This is a genomic window from Microbacterium sp. SS28, assembly GCF_022761035.1.
Classification (GTDB): Bacteria; Actinomycetota; Actinomycetes; order Actinomycetales; family Microbacteriaceae; genus Microbacterium.
In genome coordinates this window covers 1,004,920-1,017,952 of sequence record NZ_JAKWJP010000001.1, presented here as the reverse complement: position 1 = coordinate 1,017,952, position 13,033 = coordinate 1,004,920, and the positions used below count along the sequence as shown (strand labels likewise).

The following is a 13,033-nucleotide window of genomic DNA, read 5'->3' as shown; positions in this document are numbered from 1 at the left end:
GCCGGCAAGCAGTTGCCAATGGCGCCCGCTCAGCGACCGCATCGGATCGGCTTCTGCTCGGACTCGAGCGTCACGCTCCACGGCATGGTGACAGGATCGCCTCATGACCTACGTGATTGTCACGGCCACCTTCGTGCCTCTTCCCGGGGCGCGCAACGAACTCATCGACGCGCTCACGCGAGGCATCCCGGCTGTCCATGCCGAGCCAGGGTGCGAGCTGTACGCCATCCACGACGCCGACGACGGCACCATCGTCATGATCGAGAAGTGGACCACCCGCACCGCGCTCGACGCGCACTCCACGGGTTCCGCGGTCGCTGACTTGGGTGACCTGATCGCCCCGTTCCTGGCGGAGCCCGTCAGAGTGATCACGATGACCGCTCTTCCGGCCGGCGATCCCGATCGCGGAGCGCTCTAGCGACATCCAAGCCCATCACCATGAACCAGAGCGCGCGCACAACCCAGGGCGTGCTTCTCGTCACCCGTTCGAGCCAGACGGCGGCGGGGATCCAGATGATCGCGCCCACTCCGGCGAACGCGGCAGCGAAGCCGACCAGCACGCCGACCGATGCCCCGATGGACATGTCCCACTGATCGAGCGGGCCGCTCACCGCGAAGGCCATGACCACAGGAGCGGCACCCCACACCGGAATGCCCCAGGCGAAATCGCGCACGCGCATGACGCGAGTGTCGCACGAATGGTGCCGCACGGAGAGCGAAGTTCGGGTGAACGTCGACCCCGCAACCCGCCGGCGACGGGCTGCTCGAAAGGATCCGTGCAGTGCTGTCGCCGACGTGCATGAAGATGGGGGACCGCGCAGGCAAGCTGACTGACGATGCACTCACGCACCGTCACGCGCACTTGCGAGCCGCCGGGCCAGAAGCGTGGAGGGCATCTGGAAGTCGGGCTTCTTGGAAAGGTCGACTCCGGTCGCGGCGCGGTAGGCCGCCACATACTTCTGGATGTCCTGGCGGAACGCCTGCGCCCAGGTGGCTGCCTCGGCGCCGCCTACGGCAGGGTCTGCCCAATTCCCGAGTCGGATCGTCAATACCAGTCGCTCGCCGATCTGGGCGAGGTCGTTGAAGTGGATGATGCTCGTGTCGGTCCAGCCCTGGATCGACTTCATGGTGTCAACCCGGTCCATCCATGCCTCGCTGTACGGCGACATGGGCCGCCCGCCCAGGAATTCGCGCATCTGTGGCTCGGCGAGGATGGACTGCATCACGAGAAACTCGGCACGAGCCGCGACCGTCATCTCGCCGTATTGGTTCTGCGTCCCCTGCGAGAGCACGATGTGGCACTCGCGGAGCGCCAAGTAGAGCGGGAACGCGTCGGCCTGGCGGGTGAGGTCGTCGACCTCCTTGAAATAGCGGTGCGCGAGAAACAGCACGTGGTGGAATGTCGCAATGAAGCCCTCGCGCCGCTCAACCACCGAGTGCGGCCGTGGGACGCTGTGTCCGATGAGCGAGTAGCCGTACTCGTACTCATACTCGGCTGCGCGTCGGCGGACGGTGAGCCGGTGCGGCTTATCCTCCGAGTAGCCCCACAGCCGGTTGCGAAGCGGCAATAGGGGTGTGACGTCGAAGCGGGCGAGCGGGTCGCGGCCGGGCAGCCGACGATTCTGGAAGCGCGCCAGGATCACATTCAGGGTTTGGACAAGCATTCCCTCCTCGAGCCAGTAATTCCAGATCAGTTCGACACCAGGCAAGTGCGAAGACTGCTCGTCGAGTGGGCGTGCGATCGTCGGGAACTGTGAAGCAGCTTCCGCGAGCTTGCCCTCGATGTAGGACGGCGGGAGGAGGTCCCTGAACGAGCTCACCTCCGCCTTGGAGACGAAATCGCGGGCGGCGTCGCGCAGCGCCAGGAAACGCCTGCTGCCGAAGCTCGGCCCGCTGTCGCTTTCGGTGTACTCGCCGTCTTCCTGCTTCGACTCCAGGAACTTGCAGAATTCGGTGAACGTGGCTGGCGAACGCTGCGTAGTCTCGTCCTCGTTGGAGATGGGTGACTGCTCCACGCCGCACACCATACTCCGCGCATCGGCAGGTTGTCCGGTCCGCACTCGTGGGCGAGATCAGCGGGTGGTGCGTGTCTCAAAGTGGTCGCCATCATGCGGGTGTCGGGCTGTCACACACCGTGCTGGTGCTCTTCAGCAGCACGTCGCTAGTTTTGACGCGTGAATCGGGAGACTCGAAGAACGTCCGCGGTCGAACCAGATTTCGACTCGGATGAGGTTCACCGCCTCTACGACCTCCTGAACATCCTCGACTCGAAAGCGTCAGCACTGCTCACGTTCAACGCGATTGGGCTCGCGGCGATCGCTGTTTGGCTCGGCTACGTGCCACTGAACTTTCTGCATCTCTCTCTGGACGTCGTCTTCCTCCTGATCCTGGTTTCGTGCGGACTCCTGCTCGTCATCATCTTTCTCAGGTGGGCCGATCGCGGAATCGATGTCGACGACCTCGAGAAGACGCGTCTGCGTCGCACCGTCTACTACCACGTCGCGTGGGCCATCTCCTTGACGTGTGTCGTTCTGGTGTTCGTGGTCGCAGCCGTGCACTCCGTCGGAACGGCCCTTATCGCTTTCGATTCCTGCGATCAGGTCTGTCAGAGGTTCTACTCGGACGCCGTGTTCGGGAACTTGGACTACAACGGCTAGCGATCAACCGTGCCCCGGATCCCGACGACCGTCTGGGCGGTGAACGGCACGGGCGCCGGTCCGGCCGCGAGCAGTACCCTCGGGGTCAAGAAGTAGGGGGCCTCGCGGCCCACCGGCGCACCGGGCCCAGATGCGGGTAGCCTCGGTCTTGGGGCCAGTGCGACCAAGGGAGCAACCATGACCAGCACGCCGGCCAACCTCCTCGAGGAGCTCGAGCCGGTGGTGGCCGAGAACCTCGACCGCCACCTCTCGATCGCGCAGGAGTGGCATCCCCACGACTACATCCCGTGGAGCCAGGGCCGCGACTTCGCGTTCCTGGGCGGCGAGGACTGGGCGCCCGAGCAGTCGCAGCTCTCCGAGACGGCCAAGGCCGCGATGTTCACCAACCTGCTCACCGAGGACAACCTGCCGTCCTACCACCGCGAGATCGCGACCCGCTTCGGCCGCGACGGCGCGTGGGGCACATGGGTGGGTCGCTGGACCGCGGAGGAGAACCGGCACGGCATCGCGATGCGCGACTACCTCGTCGTCACCCGCGGTGTCGACCCTGTCGAGCTCGAGCGGGCACGGATGGAGTACATGACCTCGGGCTATGACTCCGGCGAAAAGACCGCGCTCGAGGCGGTGGCGTACGTGTCCTTCCAAGAGCTCGCGACCCGGGTCTCGCACCGCAACACCGGCAAGGTCACCGGAGACCCGATCGCGGACCGCATGCTCGCCCGGATCTCCAAGGACGAGAACCTCCACATGATCTTCTACCGCAACATCGTCTCCGCGGCGTTGGAGATCGCGCCCGACGCGACGATGCAGGCGATCGCCAAGGAGGTCATCGGCTTCGAGATGCCGGGAGCCACGATGGCGGGCTTCCGGCGCAGCTCGATGATGATCGCGAAGGCCGGGATCTACGACCTGCGCCTCCACCACGACGACGTGATCATGCCCGTGCTGCGGCACTGGCGCGTCCTGGACCGCACCGACTTCGGGCCGGAGGGCGAGCAGGCCCGCGAGCAGCTGGCGGCATTCCTCCAGGGGCTCGACGACCAGGCGACCAAGTTCGTCGACCGCCGCGAGGAGAGCCGGGCCCGGGTGGCCGCGCGCGACGACGGGGTTCAGCAGGACATCGTCGCGTCCTGAGACGAGCGAGCCGCGCGAACACGGGGCGGATCGCGACCTCCGCTGGGAGCGTGTCCGCGGCTAGGCCCACCCGAGTTCGCGCAGACGCGCGTCGTCGAGCCCGAAGTAGTGTCCGATCTCGTGCACGAGGGTGATTCGCACGCGCATCCGCAGGGCGTCGAGATCCGGGCTGTGCTCCTGCATGTTGTTCTTGAACAGGGTGATCCGGTCGGGGAGCTCCCCGTAGCCGTACACGCCCCGTGTCTTCAGGGGGCGTCCGCTGTAGAGGCCGAACAGCCGTGGCCGCTCGCCCACGGGCTGGTTCGCGATGATGATCGCCACATTCTCGAGACCCCTCACCATGTCTTCGGGCAGAGCGTCGTACTCCTCCGCGACCATCGCATCGAAGTCGGCGTCGGAGATCTCGACCATGGCACCCATTGTGCGTGCCGCGGGAAGGCATCGGGCGGATCGCGCGATACGCGCGTCGAGCGCTCAGGCGCACGGCGACGCAGTACCCACCTCACCTCAGGGCAAGACCCCCCTGACCTCAGGGCAAGGGGTCGCGCCGCGAGCGGGCGCGGCGCCGAGTGAAGAGCACGGCGGCTGCGCCGAGGGCGAGCAGCAGACCCCCTGCCCACAGCGACCCGAGCGGGACTGTTCCACCCGTCGGGGGCAGCGGACCGGATGGTACGGCAGGCTCGGGCGGTGTGGCGTGCTCCGTTGTGCATGCAGAGTCGAACGGGTCTGCACACGTGGACGGAGGCACGTCGCCGACGGCGGTCACGACATTGTGGATCGTCGCATCCCATGCAGTCTCGCCGACCGTGAGGCGGTACGTCAGAGTCACGCTCTCACCGACAGCGAGGGTCCCTACCGTCCAGACGAGTGTCGATGCGCTCTCATCGACCGTCGCCGTCGTTCCTGCGGGCGCCGTGATCGGGGCGACGACGCCGTAGCGAAGCACTTGCGTCAGGTCGTCGGTGATCACGACGTCGTGCACCGGGACGGTTCCCGTGGAGTCGACGGTGACCGTGTACGTGATGGTCTCGCCGGGCTCGATCGTGCTGCCGGTAGGCGGATCACTCGTCTTGCGCACGGTGAACGCCCCTGCGGTCTGATCGACCGTGTTGATGATCTCCATGCCGATCGTCGGGTCGGGGACGTTCTCCTGCGGGTGCGGCACGACGATCACGACTGCGCGTGCGCCGAGGCAAGGGAGTGTCGTGCCCTCACACGGTGCGGTGACCGGTTCGGGCTCACTCGACAGACCCTCGACCGTGAACTGGGGGGAGTTCCAGTGCCACGCGTCGTCGATGAGTTCGGGCATCGTGTTCAGGGGCTCTGTCAGGGTGCAGATCGACCCGATGGGGATCTCGTCGGGAGGGTCGTTCTCGGGGCCGACGACGATCCGCTGGCCCTCGGCGAGAGCGAAGTCGCCTCCGAGAGGATCGCCTGTCCCCGGCACGCACTCCCACGTCATCGGGTAGGACTGCGTGCGGTCGACGATTCCGTCGACCTCGCCGGCTACCTGCTTGGTCAGGAAGAAGCGGCCGAAGACTCGACGGATCGGGTTGGTCACCTCGATCGGCGGTGCGAGCTGGGCGACCGGCAACGCCCGATTCGTGCGTGTCACGATGACGGGGCCGCCGAGGATGGGGTCCTCCCACGCGTACGACGGGTCTCCCTCCACGGGCTGCCCTTCTGCGCCGGGCAGATCCTCGGTCGCTGTGCAGACCGAGCCGACGAGGATCCCGCCCTGCTCCCAGATCGTGGCCGGAGTCGCCTGCCACGTGCTGACGACGGGGTCATCGGTGCCGTGGACGCACGTCACTGTTCCCGTGAACGTCCGATCGGGGTCTACGAGATCGCGGCCGGGGCCGCTCAAGAGCTTTGCGACACGGACGTTCGAGTACACCCGGCTCACCGAGTTGGAGACCGTCAGCAGCCCAGTCTCACCGGCTGTCAACTGGACTTCGTCCGGATCGTAGGCGGGGGCGTTCCACTGGAACGAGCCGTCGACGAGGTCAACGGGGTCCGGGGTGTCCTCCGTGAGCGTGCAGGTGGAGGAGGCCGGCACGCGCTCGTCCGCCGGCGCGAACGCGGCGACTGTCGCGTTCGCCGCGACCCCGAACCGGTCGGACAGGACGAGATCCCCGAGCGTGCACGTCCAGATCCCTGTGAACTCGGCACCGGGAAGGACGCCGCCGTCCGGATCTTGGAGCGTCTTCGCGATATCGAGCCCGGCATACAGGCGGCCGACAGTGTTCGTCACCGTGACGGTGGCGGTGCCACCCGCCACGACGACGGCAGGGCCGCTGACGACCGGTGGGAGCCACTCGAACGACGGATCGGGAAGCCCGACGGCATCCAGGTCGTCTTCGGTCACGGTGCACACCGACTCGAGCAGCACATCGGGTCCCGTGAACGTTTCGCCGGCCTCGAGCGACCAGACACCCGTGACGGGTGCGTCGGTGCCGTAGACGCACGAGTACGAGCCGGTGAATGTCGCGTCGGGGTCGACGGCCCCGAACGGGTCGGACACCACCTTCGATATCTGGAAGGCGCCGCTCACGCGCTCGATGGGGTTGACCGCCCAGAAGGCGATCGTGGGTTGTTCGCGGGTCAGGACGAACGGTCCCGTGTTCTCCGGGGTCGGTGCGGGCGGCTCCGAGTCGGAGATGGGCCCCCAGGTGAGGACCGGCTCGCCCCACGCGTAGGACGAGTCGACGAGGAGATCGTTGGACGGAGTGTCCTCGCGTCCGGAGCACGTCCAGCCGATGCTCGCGGTGATCGGCACCTCGCCGCCGTCGGCGATGACGCCGTCGGCGTACCGCGTCGCGATGTCGGGGGAGGCGGGCACGCTGCACGAGCCGTGGAGGGTGAAGTCCTCGTCTCCGCCACCCAGGTTCACGTACCCCTCGATCGCTCCTGTGACTCGCTTGCGGACGAGGACGGTGCCCGAGTCGCGGACGAGCGTGTTCGCGACGGTGACGACGTTGGGGCCGGTCGCGGTCACGGTGGCGCCCGTGATGACGGGGTCGAGCCAGCGGAAGGCGGGGTCAGGCGACGGATCGCCGGCATCCCCCTCGGTCGCGGAGCAGTCCGCGGTGACCGGAACATCGTTCGCCAGTTCGATCCCTGTCCCGTCCGCGACGACGCTGACGGTGCCGCCGAACGAAGTGCCCCCATAGGTGCAGGACCACGTGACGGGGTACTGACGTGAAGGGTCGATGATGCCTTGCGCCCCCGACAGCGTCTTGATCAGTCGAAGGGGGACGAGCACCCGCTCGATCGGATTCTGAACCTGGACCGTTGCGGCGCCGTCGACCGGGACCTCGACCGTCGCGTCGGCGGGAACGTACACGGGCGTCCCCCACGAGAACGACGCGTCCACGAGTTGGGACGGATCGGGGGGCGCCTCGACGGCGAGGCAGGTCGAGCCGACAGGGATTCCGTCCTGCGTCGCACTCCCGTTCGAGGGCACTGTCACCTGGTAGACAAGGCCCGGGCCGCAGTTCAGGTTCACCACGAAGCCGGCGTCGCTGACGAGGCCGTCCGTCAGGCCCGTGACCTGCTTTGCGAGCGTGACCGATCCGGTGCGGGGAGTAATCGGGTTCGTCGCGTTGACCTGAACCGGGATCGTCGCGTCGTCGAGCACGAACTCCGCGCCGATGCCCGCCTCGAGCGCTCCGCCGATGCGGAACTGCACGGGATCCCACCCGAAGGCGGCAGAGGTCGGATCGGGCTTCGCCGTCTCCGCGATCGCACACGTCGTGCCCAGCGGCAGGTCGACGGCATCGGGGGGCGTCCAGCTCTCACCGTCTGCCAGCGCAGGCGTCTCGTCGAGGAGGGTCACGCCCCCGAGTGTGCAGACGACCGAGAAGGTGAACGAGCCTCCGTCGTAGCCGTCGTCCTTCCCCGCACCGACGACCGACTTCGTCAGCCGGACGCTGCCTTCCAGTCGATCGACGGTGTTCGTGACGGTGACTTCGGCCGGTGTCGCGGCGGATGCCACGATGACCGACGTGCCTGGGTCGTATGACGCCGGCAGCCAGACGTACGAGGCGTCGTCTGCGCTCGGGCGCGCCGCGAGGGTCGCGTCGCCTTCGGTCACGGCGCAGCTGGATCCCAGCAGCAGGCCGCTCACGGTCTGGGAGCCGCCCGGCGGGAGCGACACGGTCCCGGTGACGGGCGCATCGGCGCCGTAGACGCACGAGTAGTCGATGTCGAACGTCCGGGCGGGATCGACGACCCCGTCGGGGTCGACGAGGGTCTTGGCGATGGTGAGCGCACCGGTGATGCGGACGACCGGGTTGTCGATCGACACGGGCACGACCTGGCCGGCAGCCGTGATGGTGACCGATGAGGGCGAGACATCCGGTGTTCCCCATGCATACGACGCGTCGATCAGTCCGCCGCTGGGTGCGGCTTCCGACACGTCGCACGTCGTCCCGACGGGCAGGTCGGCAGTGCTCGCCGTGCCGCCCACGCCGACGGGGAACGTCGCCGTATAGCCGTTGTCGCACGAGAAGCTCACGTCGAATGACGCCTCCCCGGTGACACCCGCTGTCTCGCCCGAGATCGACTTCGTCACCTGCACCGCTCCGAACACCGCGATGGTGGGGTTGGTGACGGTGAGGGTCGCGCTGCCGCCCGCGGGAACGATCGCGGTGATGCCGGGCGACCATACCGGGGTGCCCCATGCGAACGCCGGCGAGAGGAGGGCGGGGTCGGGCGTCTGCTCCTGCACCGTGCAGGGGGTGCGCGCGGGAACCGTCACGCTCACACTGCCACCGGCCGCGAGGGTGACCTGTCCCTGCGCGACGCCGCAGTCGTAGAGCACGACGAACGGCTCCCCGGCTCCGATGAAGCCCTCGCCGTCGACGACCTTCGCGATGATGAGTTCACCCGTCTCGCGCGCGTAGGTGTTCGTCACCGTGACAGCCGCGGTCGCGTCGACGCCGACCGTGATCGAGGCGGGTGCGATCGAGCTTCCCGTCCACGCGAAGCTCGGATCGGAGAAGTCTCCGGATTGGGACGTCAGTGACTCTGAGAAGGTGCACACCGACCCCGCCGGAATCGGCGAGCCCGGCGAGACCGCCGCCGCGGTCGTGACGCTGAGCGTTCCCGACGATGTCGGGCCGTTGGTCAGAGTGCACGTGTAGCTCACCGGGAAGACGCGGTCGGAACCCCCGCTGTAGCCGCCCGGACCGTCGACCGCCTTGATGACCGAGAAGGCGCCGAAGAGCTGCTCGACGCGGTTGGTCACCGTCACGGTCGCCGTCTGCTGGTCGGCGATCGTCACGGGCTGCGTCGAGTAGTCGGGTGCGCCCCACGCGAAGGACGCGTTGAGCAGCCCGCCGGTCGGCGGGTTCTCGCTCACCGAGCAGACGCGGCCGGACGGGATTCCGGCGATCGTCACGGGTGCCGCCGTCGTGAGCGTCGAGAACGTGCCACTCGCGCCGGCCCCGCAGTCGTAAGTCCCCGAGAAGGTCTTCGAAGTCCCGCCGGTGTACCCGCCGAGCGGATCGTCGACGACCTTGGAGATGCGCAGCGATCCCGTCGACTGCCGGTTGACCACAGCGCAGGTCACGATCGTCCCCGCAGGCAGGTCGGGCAGTGTGACGATTCCCTCGGCGGTGACCGGGAAGGATGTCGCCCCTGCGGTGCACGTCCAGTTGCCGACCTGCACGAACCCCGTCTCGGCGGCGCCGGTGCCCTGCTCGGAGAGCTGATACGCGCCCGCGACGATCCGCTTGTTGGAGACGGCATCCGATCCCGAAGGTCCCGAGATGACGGTGTCCTGGGTCGCGCCCGTCGTCCCCGTGGCGGTGAGCGTCCAGAGAGCGGGACTGACGACGCCACCCTGCACCTGTTTGACGAGGGTGAGCGTCGAGCGCGGGGTGTACGTGTTGGTGAATGTGCAGGTGATCGATGGATCGGCGGGGAACTCCGGCGGTGGGACGTTCGCCAGTGTCACTTTTCGCGCGGCCGCATTCGTCGACCCCGGTATCGTGACGAGCTGGCCCGCGGCATTGAACTGCCGGCAGACGAGCGACGAGAGCGACCAGCGATCGTCACCCGGGTCGGTCTCGGTGACGGTCACAGTGTCTCCACTCGTCACCGAGCGCGTCACGCTGCCTCCGCCGGCCAGGCTGAACGAGCTGCTCGACCACGGGGAGCCGTTCAACGCGGATGTCGACGTGAACGCGAAGGACGGAGAGCCCGGAGGCGTGCCCACGACGTTCTTCACGATCGTCAGCGATCGCTCCTGCACGATGGACGCATACAGACACGCGTGGGTCTGCGTGCCTTCCACGGTCGAGAACACGTTCTGGGGTGTGCCGGTGGGTGTCGCGGGGCACGTCGCCGCCGTTCCGGTTCCGATGAAGCCGAGGATGACGAGCTTGAAATTCAATCCGCCCTGCGAAAGGGTCACGTTCGAGATCTGATTCGTGAAGCTGATGGTGTCGTTGCAGCAGTTGTTGCCACCGCTGTTCGGCGTCTCGTCCAGCGTCCAGTTGAACGTGAGCACGTTCGGGCTCGCGAAGCCCGTGAGGGTGGAGCGCAGCTCGCCCGTGAAGTAGCGATCGTCCGCGTAGACCGGATTGTTGTAGTGGATCATCCGTCCGATGAGGAACGGAGCGCCATCGTTCACCGACGTCAGCGATGACGGACGGAATCCGACCGAGCTCTGCGATGAGGTGCTGAGGGTGGCCGGGCAGGTCGACGTGTTCTGTCCAGGGCGGCCGTGGGCGGTGATGGCCTCGTTCGGCGAAGCGACCACACCCGATGACGAGGCTGTATTGGCGGGCGAGTACCGGATGCAGTTTCCCGTGGTGCCGTTGTCGACACCCACGTGATTGGCCATCTGGCCCTGGACCGTGCCGAGATTGACCGTCGCGGCGCTCGCCGAGGCAAGCGGGCCGACAGTGGACGAATAGACCAAGGATGCCGCGGCCAGCACGCACGCCACGAGCATTGCGACCGGGGTCCATGATCTGCGGGTCATGAGCGGCGCCATCAACGATCCTCCGACTCCGGAGAAAGGGGACGCCACGATGCCACAGCATCCGATGCCCTTTATCTAGGCACGCGGTGCGTTCACTCCGCAAGCCCCACCGACTCGGGCTCGCCCTCGATCACGACATCTCGGACGCGTGGGGCGCTCCCGTGGCCGGGGCCGGCGGTCGCTGACATGTCGCACATCGTGGGAGCAGCGGTTGGGGCCGTTGCCGCCGTCAGTGACTCGGGCTACCGTGAAGGGGTCCGCCCTCGCAGCCCGGCTCGGGGGTATGTCATGGTCAGCTTCAGGTTCCGTACCGCACGCACGAGCGCCACGCTCGCCTTTGTCGGCGCACTCGTCGCGGCACTCGCGGCCGGATCTCCCGCATTCGGAGTCGAGACGGCCGTGCAGACGGGGCGCCCAGCGCCGCCGAAGCCGTCGACGTCGACGGGATACGGCGGTGCCGTGGCATCCGTCGACGCCGAAGCGAGCGCCGTCGGCCTCGAGGTGCTTCGCAAGGGCGGGAACGCCGCCGATGCCGCTGTCGCGACCGCCGCAGCGCTCGGCGTCACCGAGCCCTACAGCGCCGGAATCGGCGGCGGCGGGTACTTCGTGTACTTCGACGCCGCGACGGGTGAGGTGACGACCATCGACGGACGCGAGACGGCGCCCGCCGAGATGACCGCGACCTCTTTCATCGACCCGGCCACAGGGAAGCCGTATCCTTTCGCCGACGCCGTCTCGTCTGGGCTGTCGGTCGGCGCGCCGGGCACCCTCGCCACGTGGGAGGCCGCGCTCGACAGGTTCGGCACGACGTCGCTGCGGGATGCGCTCAAGCCCGCGATCCTGCTCGCGACCCGCGGCTTCAAGGTCGATGAGACGTTCCGGCAGCAGACTGCCGGGAACGAGGCGCGGTTCCGGCAGTTCCCCGACACCGCGGAACTGTTCCTTCCGAACGGCGAGCTGCCGGTCGTCGGATCGACGTTCAAGAACCCCGACCTGGCACGGACGCTGCGAGACATCTCGCTGCGTGGCACCGACGTGTTCTACGAGGGTCCCATCGCCGATGAGATCGAGGCTGTCGTCATGTCTCCCGTCACGACGCCGGACCACGTCCTGCCCGCCGTCCCGGGCCTTCTGACGGCCGCCGACATCGCGGACTACGCCGTGATCGAGCAGGCGCCGACGCACATCGACTACCGCGGCCTCGACATCTACGGCATGGCGCCGTCGTCGTCGGGTGGCACGACGGTCGGGGAGTCGCTCAACATCCTCGAGAACTTCGACCTCTCGGCCGACAGCATGGCGCAGAGCCTGCACCTTTACCTCGAGGCGACGGCCCATGCGTTCGCCGACCGCGGCCGCTATGTCGGCGACCCGGCGTCCGTGGACGTGCCGACCGAGATCCTCCTCAGCCAGGAGTTCGCCGACGCGCGGGCCTGCCTGATCGATCCGAACACCGCATCGACGAAGCCGGTCGCACCCGCACCTCTCAACGCGGCCGGCTGCGATGCTCTCGTCGTCGCAGACGCGCCTGACGCCGAGAACCTCTCGACGACTCACCTCTCGGTGGTCGACCGGTGGGGCAATGCTGTCGCGTACACGCTCACGATCGAGTCGACCGGTGGATCCGGAATGACGGTGCCCGGTCGCGGCTTCCTGCTGAACAACGAGCTCACGGACTTCAACTTCGTGCCCGCGACCGACCTGTGGGAGGATCCCAACCTGCCCGGCCCCGGCAAGCGCCCGCGCTCGTCGATGTCACCCACGATCGTGCTCGACGGCGGCGATGTCCGCTACGTGGTCGGCTCTCCCGGCGGCTCGATGATCATCACGACGGTGACCCAGGTGCTGATCAACCGCATCGACCTCGGGATGACGCTGCCGGAGGCCGTCGCGGCGCCGCGCGCCTCGCAGCGGAACACCACGGCCGTCGCGGCCGAGCCCGCCTTCATCGCGGCCTACGGGCCGCCGCTGCAGGCGTTCGGGCACGTCTTCTCCTCGACGGCCGAGATCGGCGCGGTGGCAGCCATCGAGGTGAGTGACGACGGACTCATGACGGCCGTCGCCGAGCCCGTGCGTCGCGGCGGTGGCGCGGGAGTGGTGGTCAAGCCCGCAGACTGAGCCGGCCCGTCAGCTTCGCCTCGGCGTCCACGCCTGGGTGACTGCTCGAGACAGTCGCGGTGATCTTCGACAGCGACGCCGCGGGGCTCGTCATCCGACCTCGTGGATACGGAGCCGACTCGACTCGCGA

Annotated in this window: 8 protein-coding genes; 4 read left to right on the top strand and 4 right to left on the bottom strand. The window is 67.7% G+C overall.

Annotation, left to right across the window (positions count from 1 at the left end; genetic code table 11):
- Positions 1-103 precede the first annotated feature (103 nt).
- Positions 104-418 carry a putative quinol monooxygenase gene (locus MJ607_RS04655; protein WP_243074354.1) on the top strand — a complete coding sequence of 105 codons (315 nt, stop codon included), beginning with the start codon at positions 104-106 and terminating at the stop codon, positions 416-418.
- Here the strand turns inward: MJ607_RS04655 and MJ607_RS04650 are convergent.
- Together MJ607_RS04650 and MJ607_RS04645 are read right to left on the bottom strand one after the other, a co-directional pair.
- Positions 369-680 (bottom strand): hypothetical protein, encoded by a 312-nt coding sequence (locus MJ607_RS04650; RefSeq protein ID WP_243074353.1) that lies wholly within the window; start codon positions 678-680, stop codon positions 369-371. The genes MJ607_RS04655 and MJ607_RS04650 overlap by 50 nt on opposite strands.
- A 162-nt stretch (positions 681-842) precedes the next feature.
- On the bottom strand, positions 843-2,015 hold the full coding sequence (locus tag MJ607_RS04645; RefSeq protein ID WP_243074352.1) for a hypothetical protein: 1,173 nt from the start codon (positions 2,013-2,015) through the stop codon (positions 843-845).
- 159 nt (positions 2,016-2,174) lie between these two features.
- On the opposite strand from MJ607_RS04645, the gene MJ607_RS04640 reads away from it, so the two are divergent.
- Positions 2,175-2,657, top strand: a complete 483-nt coding sequence (locus MJ607_RS04640; protein WP_243074351.1) for a hypothetical protein — start codon at positions 2,175-2,177, stop codon at positions 2,655-2,657.
- A 177-nt stretch (positions 2,658-2,834) separates the two neighbouring features.
- Complete coding sequence (locus tag MJ607_RS04635) at positions 2,835-3,791, top strand: acyl-ACP desaturase (RefSeq protein WP_279234293.1); 957 nt, start codon at positions 2,835-2,837, stop codon at positions 3,789-3,791.
- A gap of 60 nt (positions 3,792-3,851) precedes the next feature.
- Here MJ607_RS04635 and MJ607_RS04630 read toward each other — a convergent pair whose 3' ends face one another.
- Positions 3,852-4,202, bottom strand: coding sequence for a metallopeptidase family protein (locus MJ607_RS04630; RefSeq protein ID WP_243074350.1), 351 nt, complete (start codon positions 4,200-4,202; stop codon positions 3,852-3,854).
- A gap of 118 nt (positions 4,203-4,320) precedes the next feature.
- Positions 4,321-10,785 (bottom strand): DUF5979 domain-containing protein, encoded by a 6,465-nt coding sequence (locus MJ607_RS04625; RefSeq protein WP_243074349.1) that lies wholly within the window; start codon positions 10,783-10,785, stop codon positions 4,321-4,323.
- Between the two features lie 288 nt (positions 10,786-11,073).
- On the opposite strand from MJ607_RS04625, the gene ggt reads away from it, so the two are divergent.
- Positions 11,074-12,903, top strand: coding sequence for a gamma-glutamyltransferase (gene ggt, locus MJ607_RS04620; protein WP_243074348.1), 1,830 nt, complete (start codon positions 11,074-11,076; stop codon positions 12,901-12,903).
- Positions 12,904-13,033: the final 130 nt, after the last annotated feature.

Bases quoted from the DNA above. Each gene is read 5' to 3' on its own strand.
- MJ607_RS04655 (WP_243074354.1), top strand. From the start codon at position 104: ATGACCTACGTGATTGTCACGGCCACCTTCGTGCCTCTTCCCGGGGCG.
- MJ607_RS04650 (WP_243074353.1), bottom strand. From the start codon at position 680: ATGCGCGTGCGCGATTTCGCCTGGGGCATTCCGGTGTGGGGTGCCGCT.
- MJ607_RS04635 (WP_279234293.1), top strand. From the start codon at position 2,835: ATGACCAGCACGCCGGCCAACCTCCTCGAGGAGCTCGAGCCGGTGGTG.
- MJ607_RS04630 (WP_243074350.1), bottom strand. From the start codon at position 4,202: ATGGTCGAGATCTCCGACGCCGACTTCGATGCGATGGTCGCGGAGGAG.
- MJ607_RS04625 (WP_243074349.1), bottom strand. From the start codon at position 10,785: ATGACCCGCAGATCATGGACCCCGGTCGCAATGCTCGTGGCGTGCGTG.
- ggt (WP_243074348.1), top strand. From the start codon at position 11,074: ATGGTCAGCTTCAGGTTCCGTACCGCACGCACGAGCGCCACGCTCGCC.